General features: G+C 65.8%; 17 protein-coding genes. 3 read left to right on the top strand and 14 right to left on the bottom strand.

Annotated elements, in window-relative coordinates:
• Nucleotides 1–140 precede the first annotated feature (140 nt).
• From recO to folK, 9 genes are all read right to left on the bottom strand, one after another.
• Nucleotides 141–869: a DNA repair protein RecO gene (gene recO, locus PKE71_RS03360; protein ID WP_271185543.1), complete on the bottom strand. Its 729-nt coding sequence runs from the start codon at nucleotides 867–869 to the stop codon at nucleotides 141–143.
• A gap of 30 nt (nucleotides 870–899) precedes the next feature.
• Nucleotides 900–1,847, bottom strand: coding sequence for a GTPase Era (era, locus tag PKE71_RS03355; protein WP_271185542.1), 948 nt, complete (start codon nucleotides 1,845–1,847; stop codon nucleotides 900–902).
• Nucleotides 1,840–2,526: a ribonuclease III gene (gene rnc, locus PKE71_RS03350; protein ID WP_271185541.1), complete on the bottom strand. Its 687-nt coding sequence runs from the start codon at nucleotides 2,524–2,526 to the stop codon at nucleotides 1,840–1,842. The genes era and rnc overlap by 8 nt, the downstream gene beginning before the upstream one ends.
• A complete protein-coding gene (gene acpS, locus PKE71_RS03345) occupies nucleotides 2,519–2,947 on the bottom strand; it encodes a holo-ACP synthase (protein ID WP_271185540.1) in 429 nt (142 codons plus the stop codon). The genes rnc and acpS overlap by 8 nt, the downstream gene beginning before the upstream one ends.
• Nucleotides 2,944–3,693, bottom strand: a complete 750-nt coding sequence (locus tag PKE71_RS03340) for a pyridoxine 5'-phosphate synthase (RefSeq protein WP_271185539.1) — start codon at nucleotides 3,691–3,693, stop codon at nucleotides 2,944–2,946. Before PKE71_RS03340 ends, acpS begins: the two co-directional genes overlap by 4 nt.
• Nucleotides 3,690–4,274 (bottom strand): orotate phosphoribosyltransferase, encoded by a 585-nt coding sequence (gene pyrE / locus PKE71_RS03335; RefSeq protein ID WP_271185538.1) that lies wholly within the window; start codon nucleotides 4,272–4,274, stop codon nucleotides 3,690–3,692. The genes PKE71_RS03340 and pyrE overlap by 4 nt, the downstream gene beginning before the upstream one ends.
• Nucleotides 4,275–6,503: a RelA/SpoT family protein gene (locus PKE71_RS03330; protein ID WP_271185537.1), complete on the bottom strand. Its 2,229-nt coding sequence runs from the start codon at nucleotides 6,501–6,503 to the stop codon at nucleotides 4,275–4,277.
• Nucleotides 6,504–6,509: 6 nt separating this feature from the next.
• A complete protein-coding gene (rpoZ, locus tag PKE71_RS03325) occupies nucleotides 6,510–6,881 on the bottom strand; it encodes a DNA-directed RNA polymerase subunit omega (protein WP_271185536.1) in 372 nt (123 codons plus the stop codon).
• 75 nt (nucleotides 6,882–6,956) lie between these two features.
• Nucleotides 6,957–7,487 (bottom strand): 2-amino-4-hydroxy-6-hydroxymethyldihydropteridine diphosphokinase, encoded by a 531-nt coding sequence (gene folK / locus PKE71_RS03320; RefSeq protein ID WP_271185535.1) that lies wholly within the window; start codon nucleotides 7,485–7,487, stop codon nucleotides 6,957–6,959.
• A gap of 34 nt (nucleotides 7,488–7,521) precedes the next feature.
• Here folK and PKE71_RS03315 point away from each other — a divergent pair, with 34 nt between their 5' ends.
• Together PKE71_RS03315 and PKE71_RS03310 are read left to right on the top strand one after the other, a co-directional pair.
• Nucleotides 7,522–8,061, top strand: a complete 540-nt coding sequence (locus tag PKE71_RS03315; protein ID WP_271185534.1) for a LabA-like NYN domain-containing protein — start codon at nucleotides 7,522–7,524, stop codon at nucleotides 8,059–8,061.
• On the top strand, nucleotides 8,058–8,717 hold the full coding sequence (locus tag PKE71_RS03310) for a uracil-DNA glycosylase (protein WP_271185533.1): 660 nt from the start codon (nucleotides 8,058–8,060) through the stop codon (nucleotides 8,715–8,717). Before PKE71_RS03315 ends, PKE71_RS03310 begins: the two co-directional genes overlap by 4 nt.
• Here the strand turns inward: PKE71_RS03310 and PKE71_RS03305 are convergent.
• Nucleotides 8,699–10,132 carry a pyridoxal phosphate-dependent decarboxylase family protein gene (locus PKE71_RS03305; RefSeq protein ID WP_271185532.1) on the bottom strand — a complete coding sequence of 478 codons (1,434 nt, stop codon included), beginning with the start codon at nucleotides 10,130–10,132 and terminating at the stop codon, nucleotides 8,699–8,701. The genes PKE71_RS03310 and PKE71_RS03305 overlap by 19 nt on opposite strands.
• Nucleotides 10,129–10,326, bottom strand: a complete 198-nt coding sequence (locus tag PKE71_RS03300; RefSeq protein WP_271185531.1) for an eL24 family ribosomal protein — start codon at nucleotides 10,324–10,326, stop codon at nucleotides 10,129–10,131. The genes PKE71_RS03305 and PKE71_RS03300 overlap by 4 nt, the downstream gene beginning before the upstream one ends.
• A gap of 82 nt (nucleotides 10,327–10,408) precedes the next feature.
• Here PKE71_RS03300 and PKE71_RS03295 point away from each other — a divergent pair, with 82 nt between their 5' ends.
• Nucleotides 10,409–11,422 (top strand): GlxA family transcriptional regulator, encoded by a 1,014-nt coding sequence (locus tag PKE71_RS03295; protein ID WP_271185530.1) that lies wholly within the window; start codon nucleotides 10,409–10,411, stop codon nucleotides 11,420–11,422.
• Here the strand turns inward: PKE71_RS03295 and PKE71_RS03290 are convergent.
• The 3 genes from PKE71_RS03290 to dapA all read right to left on the bottom strand — a co-directional run bounded on the left by PKE71_RS03290 (nucleotide 11,419) and on the right by dapA (nucleotide 13,974).
• On the bottom strand, nucleotides 11,419–12,516 hold the full coding sequence (locus PKE71_RS03290) for an Acg family FMN-binding oxidoreductase (RefSeq protein WP_271185529.1): 1,098 nt from the start codon (nucleotides 12,514–12,516) through the stop codon (nucleotides 11,419–11,421). The genes PKE71_RS03295 and PKE71_RS03290 overlap by 4 nt on opposite strands.
• A gap of 94 nt (nucleotides 12,517–12,610) precedes the next feature.
• Nucleotides 12,611–13,081, bottom strand: coding sequence for an SsrA-binding protein SmpB (gene smpB / locus PKE71_RS03285; protein ID WP_271185528.1), 471 nt, complete (start codon nucleotides 13,079–13,081; stop codon nucleotides 12,611–12,613).
• 11 nt (nucleotides 13,082–13,092) lie between these two features.
• Nucleotides 13,093–13,974 carry a 4-hydroxy-tetrahydrodipicolinate synthase gene (gene dapA / locus PKE71_RS03280; RefSeq protein ID WP_271185527.1) on the bottom strand — a complete coding sequence of 294 codons (882 nt, stop codon included), beginning with the start codon at nucleotides 13,972–13,974 and terminating at the stop codon, nucleotides 13,093–13,095.
• Between the last annotated feature and the right edge of the window lie 75 nt (nucleotides 13,975–14,049).

Here is a 14,049-nt window from a genome sequence, read left to right as displayed (position 1 = left end):
CAGACCATCGCCGCCTCCTGTCCAAGAGACGAAATCCAAGCCACAAGGTGTCAACCATGTCTCCGAACACCCGTTAATGATGTCCCCGGGCTGAACAACAAGTCCGGGGGAAGTGCGGGTGCGGTAGTAATCTCTCCCGGCTAGAGCCGCCCGATCCGTTCCAGCTCGGCGATCAGCCGTGTGCGGGCTTCGGGGAGTTGCCGGTCGACGGGCCAGAGGACGCGGCGTTCGAGGAAATAGCCGGTCAGGTCCAGCCCCTTGGCAATATCGCCTTTGACAATCTCGCCCGAGCCGCGCATGAAGCCCGGCAATTCCAGCAGCTTGGCCGCATAGGGCGCTGCCTCTTCACGGCACACGGCGCGGCCGGTGCGCGGCGAGACATGACTGAGATCTTCGGTCTCGCCGGTCACGGCGCATTTCCTGAGATCGAGGCCGTAGCCCAGATCCGACAGCAGCCCCGCCTCCCAGCGCACATAGAGGGCCGGCCAGACATCCTCGTCCTCGAAGGCGGAGAGCAAGAGCTCGAACCCGGCATGCACCGCCGGATGCGCCTCGCGCTCCGGCAGCGCCATCACGGCGAGCGCGCAGGCCGCATTGAGACCGGCGAGCGCGGCCCGGTCCTCCATTACGCCGCCGGCGCCAAGATGGTCGGCCTCGATCTGGAACATGCCGAGATGCTCGGCCAGCCGGGCGCGCCAACCCACCGTGACCTGGTTGCCCGGCTGCAGGATCGGCCGCATGGATTTCGAGCGCGCACCCTTGACCAGGCCGGCATGCCGGCCCTGGCTTTCGGTCAGGATTTCCACGATGGCACTCGTCTCGCCATGCGGCCGCACGGCCAGGACAATGCCCTTGTCACGCCATTCCATGGGAAGACTGTGCCGCGAGTCTCGATGCGCCTATACGTCGAAATCCAGGCCGACATCCTTGTAGTGCGACCGGCGGGCCATCCATTTCGGATCGACCTTCACATTGAGGAAGAGGTGGACCTTGCAGCCCAGCACGTCTTCCATCTCCTTGCGGGCCGCCTCGCCGATGGCCTTGATGGCACTGCCGCCCTTGCCCAGCACGATGGGCTTTTGCGTGTCGCGCTCGACGATGACGGACTGTTCCACCCGGATCGAGCCGTCGCGCAGCTTCTTCCAGACCTCGGTCTCCACCATGGAGGCGTAGGGCAGTTCCTCGTGCAGGCGCAGATAGACTTTCTCGCGTGTGATCTCGGCTGCCAGGATGCGGGATGGCAGGTCGGCGACCTGGTCCTCCGGATAGTGCCACACGCCCTCGGGCATCAGGCCCGAAAGGAAAGTCTTGAGCTGTTTGACGCCGGAACCGGTCTTGGCGGAGATCATGAAGACGTCGGAATAGACGCCCGTTTCATAGAGCTCCTGCGACATGGCCAGCAGATAGTCCCGGTCGATCATGTCGATCTTGTTGAGCGCCAGGATCGCCTTGCGGCCGGTCTTGTTCAGCCCGTCGATCACGCGCTGGTCGTCCTGGACCATGCGCTTGTCGCCGCTCTTGGCACCGCCATGTTCGAGCCGGGCCCGCGCGCCGGCATCGATGACATGCACGATGGCATCGGCGTCCTCGGCGCCGCTCCAGGCGGCCGCCACCATCGACTTGTCCAGCCGCCGCTTGGGCGCGAACACGCCGGGCGTGTCCACCAGCACGATCTGGCTGCCCCCCTCCAGCGCCACGCCGCGCACGGCGAAACGGGTCGTCTGGACCTTGTGGGTGACGATGGTGACCTTCTCGCCGACCAGGGCATTGACCAGGGTCGACTTGCCGGCATTGGGCGAACCGATGACCGCGGCAAAGCCGCAGCGGGTTTGGGGCGTATCAGACATGCTGTCCTTCGCGTTCGAGAAGTGCGGTGGCCGCAGCGCGTTCGGCGGCCTGTTTGGAACCGCCCTCGCCGATCGCCGGATCGAGCGGCGAAACGGTGACTTCGACGGTAAAGACGGGACGGTGATCCGGTCCCGAGCGTTCGGTGAGCTGATAGCGCGGCACGCCGCGTCCGGTGCGGGCCGCCCATTCCTGCAGAGCGGATTTGGGGTTTTCCGGCTTGGCCTTCAGCGCCTCGATGCGCGGTCCCCAGAAACGGTCATAAAAGGCCTGCGCCGCCGGGCGACCGCCATCCAGATAGATCGCCGCGATCAGCGCCTCGCAGGCATCGCCCAGGATCGAGGTCTTGTTGCGGCCGCCGCCGCGTTCCTCGGACCGGCCCATTTTCAGCGCTTCGCCCAGATCGATCGACCGGGCAACATCGGCGCAGGCATTCTTGTTGACCAGCGCGTTGAGGCGCGGTGCCAGCGCGCCCTCGCTGGCCTTGTCGAACAGGCGGAACAGGGCTTCCGCCGTCATCAGGCCCAGCACCCGGTCGCCGAGGAATTCCAGACGCTCATAGGAACGCACGCCCTTGCGGCCATCGCCATAGCTGGCATGGGTCAGAGCGCGGTCGATCAGGCTCTTGTCCCTGAAGGCATAGCCGATGCGCGCTTCCAGTTCGCTCTGCGCGTCAGCCATGGAGCATGCCGTCCAGATGGTGGCCCAGCGGACGGGCCTCGATCACCACGAAGGCCTGGGCCCAGGGATGATCGTCTGTGATGGTGATATGGGCATGGGCCTCCATGCCCTGCGGCGTCAGCATGCGCAGACGCTCCAGCGCCCGGCCCGTGAAGGCGAGCGTCGGCTTGCCGCCGGGCAGGTTGACGACGCCGATCTCCTTCCAGGACACGCCGCGCGCAATCCCGGTTCCCAGCGCCTTGGCGCCGGCCTCCTTGGCCGCAAACCGCTTGGCATAGCTGGCCGCCCGCATGCGCCGCGCCTCGGATTTCGCCTGCTCGATCTCCGTGAAGACGCGCTGCACGAAGCGGTCGCCGAACCGGTCGAGCGACTTCTCGATACGCCGGATATCCATCAGGTCGGAGCCAAGGCCGATGATCATGCAGATTGCCCCGCCCGCGCCTCGGCGATCAGGCCGCGCATGGTCTCCACCGTCTCGCGCAGACCGCGGAAGATCGCCTCGCCGATCAGGAAATGGCCGATATTGAGTTCGGCGATCTCCGGAATGGCCGCGACCGGTTTCACCGTGTCATAGGTCAGGCCATGGCCGGCATGGACTTCCAGGCCGCGGCCATGGGCGATGGCGGAGGCCTCGGCCAGCCGCTCCAGCAGGCGTTGCTGCCCGGCCGTGTCACCGGCCAGCGCGGCTTCGCAATAGGCGCCGGTATGCAGTTCGACCACGGCGGCACCCATCGCCTCGGCGACAGCAATCTGCACCGGGTCCGGCTCGATGAAGAGCGAGACGCGGATCCCCGCCTCGCCGAGCTGACGCACGAAGGGCGCGATGTGATTGTGGCCGGCGGCCACATCGAGACCGCCCTCGGTCGTCCGTTCCTCGCGCTTTTCCGGCACGATGCAGCAGGCATGCGGCTTGTGACGCAGCGCGATCTCCAGCATTTCCGGGGTCGCGGCCATTTCCAGGTTCAGCGGCAGTTCGATCTCGGCCATCAGCCGGTCGATATCGGCGTCGGTGATATGGCGCCGGTCTTCGCGCAGATGCGCCGTGATGCCGTCCGCCCCGCTCTCGGCCGCTTGCCGGGCCGCACGCACGGGGTCGGGATGAGCCCCGCCGCGGGCATTCCGGATCGTCGCCACATGGTCGATATTGACGCCGAGACGCACCGTCATGCCAGTCCGCGGCTCCCGGGCTTAATCGCCGGAATGGCTTCCAGTTCCGGCGGCAGCTGGTCGGCCGGATAGGCCGGCACCTTGTATTCGGTCAGCGCGATCAGCGGCACACCGACATCGGCCTCACCGCCGGAGCGGTCCACCAGGCAGGCCTCGGCCAGCACGGTAGCGCCCGTCGCCTGGATCGCCTCGATGCATTCGCGCGAGGAAAGCCCCGTGGTGACGATATCCTCGACCACCAGAACCTTGTCGTCGGCGGAAAGTTCGAAACCGCGGCGCAGGGTGAATTCACCGTTCTCGCGCTCCACATAGAGGGCTTTCAGCCCCATCTGGCGCGCGGTTTCATAGCCGGGGACGATGCCGCCAACGGCCGGCGAGACGATCACGGTGGGCTGTTCGGAGAGTTCGGCCTTCACCTTCCCGGCGAGCGCGCGGCACAGTTTTTCCGTCCGGGCCGGATCGGCGAACACCTTGGCCTTCTGCAGGAAGACCGGGCTGCGCAGGCCCGAAGACAGGATAAAATGGCCTTCCAGCAATGCACCGGCGGCGCGGAATTCGGCCAGAACCTCGTCGCGTGTCATCTATTCCTCGCTCTCTTCGTGTTCGGCGCGCTTGCGCTCGGCGGAAACGACCGACGGGCACATGCGCAGCGCCGCCAGGATATTGGCCAGGTGCCGCGTGTCGAACACCTCGACGTCGAATTCCATGTCGAAAAAGTCGGTCGAGCGGCGCCGCGTCTTCACACTGGCGATATTGCCGCGATTCTCGGACACGGTTTTGGCGATCTCGGCGAGCACGCCCTGCCCGTTGTGCAGCACCGCCTCGATCCGCGCCATGGAGACCGCATTGTCCTCGGCCTCGGCCGTCCAGGCCAGGTCGAGCCAGCGATCCATCTCGTCTTCCTCGTGATCGGCCAGCGTCTCGCAGTCGATCGTGTGGATCTCGACACCCTTGTCGGGGATCAGGAGGCCGACAATCCGGTCGCCGGGCAGCGGCGAACAGCAATCGGCAAAGTGCAGTGTCACGCCCTGGGTGAGACCGCGACCCCGCACGAAAAGACGCGCCTTGTCGTCCTCGATCAGTTCGCGATCGGTGACATCTCCGCGCTCGTCCAGACGGCCCGGGAAGACCGCGTTGAGCAGATCGCCGGAGGAGACCCGGCCGCGGCCCAGCATCTCGTACAGCTCCTCGGCATCCTTCAGATCGAGCCGCGCCAGGGCATCGCCCAGATCGGTCTCGACCAGCTGGCGGCCCTCGCGGCGGAAGGCGTGCTCGGCCATGATCTTGCCGATGCGCTGGAATTCGTCGCGCTCGCTTTCGCGGATCAGGCGGCGGATCGCAGCCCGGGCACGGCCGGTGATGGCCAGATTCTCCCAGCCCTGCGGCGGCTGGCGCACACCGCCCTTCACGATCTGGACCACATCGCCATTGCGCAATTGCGTGCGCAGCGGACGTTCGCGGCCATTGATCTTGGCCGCCACCGTCGTGTGACCCAGCTCGGTATGGACCGCATAGGCAAAGTCCAGCGGCGTCGCACCAGCGGGCAGCGAGATGAGATCGCCCTTGGGCGTGAAGCAGTAGACCTGGTCGGCGAACATCTCGAGCTTGGCATGCTCGAGGAATTCGTCCGGATCGCCGCCCTGATTGAGGATTTCCACGAAGGGCCGCAGCCGTTCCAGCGGATCGCCACCGGCCGCCTGGGCGGCAGCGGGGTCGTATTTGTAGGTCGAGTTCTTGTAGCGCCAGTGCGCCGCCACACCGCTTTCGGCCACCGCCTCCATCTCCTCGGTGCGGATCTGCAGCTCGACGCGGACATTGTGCGGGCCGATCACCGTGGTGTGCAGCGAGCGGTAATTGTTCGGCTTGGGCAGCGAGATGAAGTCGCGGAACCGCTCGGGCATGCACCGCCAGGCCTGGTGGATCACACCGAGGGCGCGATAGCACTCGTCCGGCGTCGTCACGATCAGGCGGAAGGCATAGATGTCAGCGATTTCCTCGAAGGTCAGCCCCTTGCGCTCCAGCTTGCGCCAGATCGAATAGGGCCGCTTCTCGCGTCCGAAAATCCGCGCCTCGATCCCGGCCTGCTCAAGCCGGTCGGTGATCGCCTGCGAGACGGCCGATACTTCCTGGGCGTGCTCGTCGCGCAGGAGTTTGAGGCGTTTGTTGATCGACTCGTGGGCGGCCGGATTGATGTGTTCGAAAGCCAGGTCCTCGAGCTCGACGCAGACCCGGTTGATACCGATCCGGCGTGCGAGCGGGGCGTAGATTTCCAGTGTCTCCCGGGCGATCCGCTCGCGCTTGTCCGGCCTCGGAATGGCACCCAGCGTGCGCATATTGTGCAGCCGATCGCACAGTTTCACGATCAGCACGCGCACATCGGCCGAGATCGCGACAACCAGTTTCTGCAGGTTTTCGGCCTGTTTGGTGCGCTTGGAGCGCAATTCCATCTGGCCCAGCTTGGTGACGCCGTCGACCAGGCTGGCCGTCTCTTCACCAAACTCGCGGGTGATGTCTTCCAGCGTCGCCGGCGTGTCCTCGACCGTGTCATGGAGCAGCCCGGTGCACACCGTGGCCACGTCCATGCGCAGGTCGGCGAGGATCATCGCGACCTGTGCGACATGGGCAAAATAGGGTTCGCCCGACTGGCGCCGCTGCGGCCGGTGTGCTTCCTCGGCAAAATCATAGGCGCGCCGCACATAGTCGGCGTCCACCTTCGGAAAATACCGATGGATGCGTGCGACCAGCTCGTCCGCACTGGGAATGGCGGGCGGCGGCGATGCCAGATCGGGTGACGTCGCGCCGTGGTTCAATTCGCTCTACAGACGGCCGTCAGGCGCGCCGTCCCTGTCGTTCTGAAGCGCCTTGAGCATTTCCGCTTCGTCGAGCTCGACGGGCGGCGCCGGCAGGGCTTCCATGTCCTGCCTGGCGTCTTCCTTGGCGGCGTCTTCCTCGTCCTCGCTCGGCAGCACGCGCTGAAGGCCGTGCACGAGGCTTTCCTTCAGGCTGTCCAGGTCGAGGGTCTCGTCGGCGATTTCGCGCAGCGCCACGACAGGGTTTTTGTCCCGGTCGCGATCAATCGTCAGCGCCGAACCGGCCGAAATGTTGCGGGCGCGATGCGCCGCCATCAGGACGAGGCGGAAACGATTGGGGATTTTATCGATGCAATCTTCGACGGTGACGCGAGCCATGCGCGCGATCTCCTTGAACCAGCGCTGGAGTTGGAACCGCGTTTCCTAGCTCTGCCGCCCTGCAAAAGCAAGGCTTCAAGGCGCTTTCTGCGGAACCGTTTGCAGCTTTGACATGGCGTCGCGGTCGGTCCGGGGCAAGGCCTCGACAAGATCGGCAATGCTGCGGCCGCTCACGGGATCGTGCCAGCCGGGCGCGATCTCCTGCAGAGGCAGGAGAACAAAGGCGCGCTGCGTCGCCCGGGGATGGGGGATTTCCAGCCCGTCCTCGCCCTTCATGACGGTGCCGCGATGATCGATCAGATCGAGATCCAGCGTGCGCGGCGCATTGCGCCGGCTGCGTTCGCGGCCGAACCGCGCTTCCACCCGGTGCAGAAGATCCAGCAGCGCGCGCGCAGACAGGTCCGATCCGACTTCGGCGACGGCATTCACATAGGGCGGATCGGATGGGTCCGGCCAGGCCGGGCTCGACCAGTCAGACGAGCGCGCCACGACGGACACGCCCTCGCCCGCCAGCGCCTCGAGTGCCAGGGCCAGCGTGTCCTGCGGCGTGCGGCCGCCTTCTGGAAGGTTGGCGCCAAGCGCGATATAGATGGCGTCAGCAGACATTATCGATCCATGATTTTTTAAAGGATACAATCAGATGGCATTTTATCCCGACGAGCGCATCGGTCTTTTCATCGATGGTGCCAACCTGTTTTCCACCACCAAGGCGCTGGATTTCGACATCGACTTCAAGCGGCTGCTGGATGAGTTCCGCAAGCGCGGCAAGCTGATCCGCGCCAATTACTATACCGCCCTTCTGGAACACGAGGACTACAACCCGCTGCGCCCGCTCGTCGACTGGCTGGACTATAACGGCTTCTCGGTGATCACGAAGCCGGCGCGCGAGTTTACCGACGACAGCGGGCGCCGCCGTATCAAGGGCGATATGGATATCGAACTGGCGATCGACATGGTCGAGGCCGCCAGCTATCTCGACCATATCATCCTCTTCTCCGGCGATGGCGATTTCCGGCGCGCCATCCAGGCCGCCCAGTCCCGGGGGGCGCGGGTGAGCGTGGTCTCCTCGCTGAAAACCCAGCCCTCCATGGTGTCCGACGATCTGCGGCGGGCAGCCGACACCTTCATCGAACTGGCCGATCTGGAAGGCATGATCGGGCGCAACGGAGGCGGTTCGTGAGCGCAGCCTGTCCGGCCGAAGCCCCGCTCGACTGCCCGCTCTGCCCGCGTCTCGTCGCCTTCCGTGAAGCGACGGCGCGCGACCATCCGGACTGGCACAATGCGCCGGTTGAATCCTTCGGCGATCCGCAGGCGCGGCTGCTCGTCGTGGGTCTGGCGCCCGGTCTGCGCGGCGCCAACCGCACCGGCCGGCCCTTCACCGGCGACTGGGCGGGCGATCTGCTCTACGCCACGCTGGGCAAGTTCGGCTTTACCCGCGGCACCTATGACAGCCGGCCCGATGACGGGCTGACACTTGTCGATGCCATGATCACCAATGCCGTGCGCTGCGTGCCGCCGGAAAACAAGCCGGTCGGTGCGGAGGCGAATGCCTGCCGCCCCTTCCTGACGTCGCGGATTGCGGCCCTGCCCCGGCTCCAGGCTGTGCTTTGCCTGGGCAAGATCTCGCACGACAACACGCTGCGCGCGCTGGGCCACAAGATGAAGGACGCCACCTTCGGCCATGGTGCCCAAGCAAGGCTGGACGGTCCGAACGGCCCGCTGCAACTCTTCGACAGCTATCACTGCTCGCGTTACAACACGAATACCGGCCGCCTCACCGAAGCCATGTTCGACAGCGTGTTCGCCGACATCCGCGCCTATCTCGACGCCGGCTGAACTGCCGCCCGGGCCGCATCCAGACGATCGAGCAGGACCTCGATATCATCGGGGCCGGTCAGATAGCTGGTGATGCAGGCCCGCAGCGCCGGCCGGCCTTCAAAGGCGACATGTCCCAGCCAGGTCTGCCGGTCGGCTTCCAGCCAGGCGGCGAGCGCAGCGCTGTCGCGGCCTCCGGGGTCCTCGAACAGCACGACGGGAAGCCGCGAGGCATTGCGGATATGCCAGCCCCGCATCACGAGCCCATCCCGCAGCGCATCGGCCAGCGCAAACTGGCGATCGAACATGGCGCGGTATCCCGCGACCCCGATCGTGCGCAGCGTCATCCACAGCCGCAGACCGATGAAGCGCCGCGACCACTGATAGCTGGTCACATAGGCGTCCACACCGTCGCCGGCGGGCATATAGCTGGTTGTCACGGCAAAAGCGCGGGACAGGGCCTCGGCATCGCGCACGAAAACCATGCCCGCCCCCATCGGCACGGCGAGCCATTTATGGGCATCGACGGTCACACTGTCGGCCCGTTCGATCCCGTCCAGCAGCGGACGGCGGGTCTCGTCGACAATCAGTGCCCCGGCCCAGGCCGCGTCGACATGAAGATGCAGGCCTGTCTCCACGGCGATATCCGCACAGGCATGCAGCGGATCGATCATGCCGGCATTCGTCGTGCCCGCCGTCGCCGCGATCATCACCGGAACAGCACCCGCCGCCCGATCCGCGGCAATGGCGCCGCGCAAGGCATCCGGATCGAGGCGGCCGCCCCCGTCCGTCGGGATCAGCGAGACCGCGTTGCGTCCCAGCCCCGCCGCCCGCGCCAGCTTGATCCAGGCCAGATGGCTGTCGGCCGAGGCATAGATCCGCGCCGGTCCCGGCAGGGCTTGGGCACCGTCCGTGTCATAGCCGGGAAACAGGCGCGCCAGTGCCACCTGGAGCCCCGTCGCATTGGCTTCCGAACCGCCGGAGGTGAAATGGCCGGTCGCGCTTGCAGGAAATCCGAGTGCCTCATTCAGCCAGGCAATCAGCTTGCGCTCCATCATCACCGAAGCCGGCGCATGACTGACGACGCACAGCTGCGGATTGCGCACGGCAGAGAGAAGATCGGCCAGCACGCCGGGCCAGGCCGGCGTCGGATTGAAATAGCCGAAGCACCGGGCGTGCGCCGAAAGCAGATCGCCGTCGGCCATCAGCGCCGCCGCTTCGCCGATCGCACTCTGCAGCCCCTCGCCTGCGGACAGATCGATCCGCGAAAGACGCTCGCCGATCGTGGCTGCGGGTACGGCCGGGGCGACCGGACCGTTAACCATGGCAGAAAAAGCGGCTTCGACCGGTCCGGACACCCACGCCAGGTCGGCCCCGATACCCGCTTGCACCATGGTGTTGAGCGGAGTCTCTGTCGAGTTATCCACAGCTTTCATGTTTTGTTAACCTTCTCGGTGCCGGCGCCTGTCGGCGTCTCCATCAAGCCGTCGAAAAACTGCAGCGCCACCCGGAACTTGTCGCGGCATCCGGGGTTACAGAAGCCGACAGTGTGTCCGCGATAATCCGTCAGACTGTCGGCTGCCACCGGCTTGCCCGACCAGGGGCAGGTCTCGTTCAGGACCGTATCCATTCGCCCAGATTGCATGGCTCTCTTCCTTCCCGCGTCGCTTTGCGGTTTGATATTTCGAAGAAGCGATGGCACAAATGACGTTATGCCCACATTTCCTGCCAAGCCCGAATATATCGAACGCCACATCGCCTTCCTGACCTATGACCGGGTCAAGCTGCTGGACGTGACCGGTCCGCTGCAGGTGTTTTCCGATGCCAACGAGCTGCTCGGCCGGGATGCCTACAACACCACGCTCGCCTCGCTGTATGGCGGTCCGGTGACGACCGACACGGGGGTCGCGCTGAACACGCGGCGCCTGGCCGGTGTGGGCCTCGATACCAGCGATACGCTGATCGCCTGCGGCGGAAACGGGGTCTACGTCGCCAGCCGCGACAATCGCCTGGTCGCCGGTATCCAGCGCGCGGCGGAGAAATGCGGACGGGTCGCCTCGACCTGCACCGGCGCTTTCCTGCTGGGCGCAGCCGGACTGCTCGACGGCCGCCGCGCGGTGACCCACTGGCAGCGCTGCAGCGATCTGGCCCGGATCTGCCCCAGGGCGAATATCGATCCCGATCCGATCTTCATCGAGGACGAAGGCGTTTGGACCTCGGCCGGCGTTACCGCCGGGATCGACCTCGCACTCGCACTGGTCGAAGCCGATCATGGCCGCGAACTCGCCCTGGAACTGGCGCGCAACATGCTGGTCTACGTCAAGCGGCCCGGCGGCCAGTCGCAATTCTCCGAAGCGCTGAAACAGCAGACACAATCCGCGACCGGCAAGTTCGATGCGCTGCATTTCTGGATGAAGGACAATCTGACGGCCGATCTGCGGGTCGATGCCCTCGCCCATCGCAGCGGCATGAGCCCGCGCAATTTCGCCCGGATCTATAACGAGGAAACCGGCATGACACCGGCCCGTGCCGTCGAGCAGATGCGAGTCGAGGCCGCCCGGGCCATGCTGGAAAACCCCGGCGTCAGCATCAAGACCATCGCCATGCGCACCGGGTTCGGCAATGACGAACGCATGCGGCGCAGCTTTGCCCGCCAGCTGGGCATCACACCGCAGGCCTATCGGGACCGGTTTGCCGTGGAAGTCGCGGACAGCGTCGCGGGCTAGGCTGTCAGCACCGCCTCCACCGGCCGCCGCGGTGAATACGGCAGCAATGGCCCGGAACCGAAACGCATCACGATGTCGGGCCGGCGGCCGGGCATGCCGGCGAGCTGCGCCATGTCGTTGCGAAGCCCCGCCACTTCCACAGGCTGGTTGATGAAGGCGTGACGCAGGCCCAGCGCCGTCGCCTTGAGCGCGAAACGCTGGCAGGCCCGGCCCGCCAGGACCCAGTGCTCCGGATCGTCGCGCTCGGCCAGGAAAACCGCCACACCTGCCGAAGACGCCATCTGGCGGGCATATTTCTCGTTCTCCGCATCCGCGGTGAAGAAGAGATCGAACATCGTGCCGCCCAGCCAGGCCGGCGCAACCGGATTGCCGCTGGCACCGGTGAAAAGACCGTCGCCCGCCGCGAGCGCCTGGCGCGGGCTGAAGCGCAGCCAGTCCTTGAGTTCTCGCACAAAGGCCGGATCGGCCATCTGGGCCGTATTGCCCGCCACCACCAGATCGCGCACCCGGCCCAACCGGTTCGGCTCCGTGATCAGGACCAGATTCACGCCCGGCATGCGGGCCGCGTCTTCCAGCTGAGCGAGGTCGGACGCACTGACCGGCTGACCGTCATACTCCGCGCGGGTCGACTGGCGCTGCGGAATGGCCGCGAAAAGATCGGCGGGATGATCGGATACGCTGCCCGGCGAAAACATCACACCGCCCTCGCCCGCCGCGTCGAAATGCAGCGCCCCGCCGCGGCCCTGGGCCGCGGCCGCCAGGGCGAGATTCTCGGCGGCACAGCCCAGGCTGGCATAAAGATGATGATCGTCCGGATCGACCACAGGCGTTCGGCGCGTGGGATCGGGACGGATCGAGATCGCGCCGCCCTCCCTCCGGAAGCGCCAGGGCTGGGTGTTGTGCCCATTCGCGGCCAGCGTGGCATAGCGCACCAGCTCCTGATCGGCTGAGTCCTCGGCCAGGGGCCGCCGCAGTTCGGACATCCGGGCGGCATAGGCCTCCATCGACCCGGTGCGTGTGGCCGCATAGCCGGCGATCCCGGCCCCGCCCAGGACAGCAGCTCCACCGGCAAGCATGATCTGGCGTCTGTTCATCGCCCCGCCTCACGACACAACCGCTCGCGATTGTGCGCACAGGGCCGCGATCTGTCACGATGCTGGAGGGTCGCACCCCCGAAGGCCGCGGGTGTCAGCCGTAATTCTTCAGCAGACGGGACTTCTGCTTGTCCCACTCGCGGCGCTTGATCGTTTCGCGCTTGTCGACGGTCTTCTTGCCCCTGGCCAGGCCGATCTGGAGCTTGGCGATACCGCGATTGTTGAAGAAGAGCCGCAGCGGGATGATGGTCCGCCCGTCGCGGGTCACCGCTCCGGCCAGCTTCTCGATCTCGTTGCGCTTGAGCAGGAGTTTGCGATGCCGGCGCGGCTCGTGGTTGAAGCGGTTGGCCGGGCCGTAGGGCGGGATGTCCGCATTGACCAGCCAGATCTCGCCGCGTTCCGGACTGACATAGCTCTCGGCGATATTGGCCCGGCCTTCGCGCAGGGATTTGACCTCCGACCCCATCAGCATCAGGCCGGCTTCAAACGTCTCCTCGATCTCGTAGTCGAACCGGGCGCGCCGGTTGACGGCGACGGCGCCGGTCTCTGTCTTGGGTTTGCTCATGATCGCATCATCTAGGCAGCGTCCAGAAGGCCGGCAATGACCATGGCTTCACGGACTGCAGCCTTCGACGCCTCATCCGGTTCGGTCAGCGGCAGGCGCAGCTCGGTATTCGTCACGCCGAGCAGCGACATCGCATACTTGGTCGGACCGGGGCTGGCCGAGGTGAACAGGGCATGATGCAACGGCAGCAGCCTGTCATTGATCTCGCGCGCCGTGTCCCAGTCACCGGCGAGCGTCGCCGCCTGGAACTGCGCGCACAGGGCCGGCGCCACATTCGAGGTGACCGAGATCGCACCGACGCCACCCGTCGCATTATAGCCCAGCGCCGTCGGGTCATCGCCGGACAGCTGAACGAAATCCGTCCCGATCAGACGGCGGTGCTGGGTCACGCGGGCGACATCGCCCGTGGCATCCTTGATACCGACGACATGTTCCAGTGTCGCGATACGGGCCACGGTATCGGCCTGGATGTCGATGACGGTCCGGCCCGGCACATTGTAGACGACGATCGGCAGGTCGACGGCATCGTTGATCGCCTTGTAGTGCTGGTACAGGCCTTCGGCATTCGGCTTGTTGTAGTAAGGCGCGGCAATCAGGCCGGCATCGGCACCGAGTTCCTTCGCACGGAGCTGGTTCTGGATCGCGACGGCCGTATTGTTCGAGCCCGTGCCGGCGATCACCGGGACGCGGCCGCGCGCCGTCTCGACGACGATCTCGACGACCCGCATATGCTCCTCGAAGGTCAGCGTCGCGTTCTCGCCGGTCGTTCCGCAGGGCACCAGGCCGTGCGAACCGGCCTCGATCTGGCGTTCAGCCAGCGCGGCAACGGCCGCCTCGTCGACGGCACCATTCTTGAACGGCGTGACCAGCGCAGTGATGGACCCTTTGAACATGTTTCAATCCCGGAAACCGAAAAACGAGCGCGCGACCATATCGGCGGGCACAGAAACGGCCAAGTCTTGTTGTCA

This window comes from Maricaulis virginensis (assembly GCF_027922185.1).
Classification (GTDB): domain Bacteria; phylum Pseudomonadota; class Alphaproteobacteria; order Caulobacterales; family Maricaulaceae; genus Maricaulis; species Maricaulis virginensis.
The sequence above is the reverse complement of the archived record's forward strand: the minus strand, read 5'-3'. Positions and strand labels throughout refer to the sequence as shown.

What these genes read in the sequence shown, in the direction of transcription:
- recO (WP_271185543.1), bottom strand. Translation starts at nt 869, where the DNA reads ATGGAATGGCGTGACAAGGGCATTGTCCTGGCCGTGCGGCCGCATGGC.
- era (WP_271185542.1), bottom strand. Translation starts at nt 1,847, where the DNA reads ATGTCTGATACGCCCCAAACCCGCTGCGGCTTTGCCGCGGTCATCGGT.
- rnc (WP_271185541.1), bottom strand. Translation starts at nt 2,526, where the DNA reads ATGGCTGACGCGCAGAGCGAACTGGAAGCGCGCATCGGCTATGCCTTC.
- acpS (WP_271185540.1), bottom strand. Translation starts at nt 2,947, where the DNA reads ATGATCATCGGCCTTGGCTCCGACCTGATGGATATCCGGCGTATCGAG.
- PKE71_RS03340 (WP_271185539.1), bottom strand. Translation starts at nt 3,693, where the DNA reads ATGACGGTGCGTCTCGGCGTCAATATCGACCATGTGGCGACGATCCGG.
- pyrE (WP_271185538.1), bottom strand. Translation starts at nt 4,274, where the DNA reads ATGACACGCGACGAGGTTCTGGCCGAATTCCGCGCCGCCGGTGCATTG.
- rpoZ (WP_271185536.1), bottom strand. Translation starts at nt 6,881, where the DNA reads ATGGCTCGCGTCACCGTCGAAGATTGCATCGATAAAATCCCCAATCGT.
- folK (WP_271185535.1), bottom strand. Translation starts at nt 7,487, where the DNA reads ATGTCTGCTGACGCCATCTATATCGCGCTTGGCGCCAACCTTCCAGAA.
- PKE71_RS03315 (WP_271185534.1), top strand. Translation starts at nt 7,522, where the DNA reads ATGGCATTTTATCCCGACGAGCGCATCGGTCTTTTCATCGATGGTGCC.
- PKE71_RS03305 (WP_271185532.1), bottom strand. Translation starts at nt 10,132, where the DNA reads ATGAAAGCTGTGGATAACTCGACAGAGACTCCGCTCAACACCATGGTG.
- PKE71_RS03300 (WP_271185531.1), bottom strand. Translation starts at nt 10,326, where the DNA reads ATGGATACGGTCCTGAACGAGACCTGCCCCTGGTCGGGCAAGCCGGTG.
- PKE71_RS03295 (WP_271185530.1), top strand. Translation starts at nt 10,409, where the DNA reads ATGCCCACATTTCCTGCCAAGCCCGAATATATCGAACGCCACATCGCC.
- PKE71_RS03290 (WP_271185529.1), bottom strand. Translation starts at nt 12,516, where the DNA reads ATGAACAGACGCCAGATCATGCTTGCCGGTGGAGCTGCTGTCCTGGGC.
- smpB (WP_271185528.1), bottom strand. Translation starts at nt 13,081, where the DNA reads ATGAGCAAACCCAAGACAGAGACCGGCGCCGTCGCCGTCAACCGGCGC.
- dapA (WP_271185527.1), bottom strand. Translation starts at nt 13,974, where the DNA reads ATGTTCAAAGGGTCCATCACTGCGCTGGTCACGCCGTTCAAGAATGGT.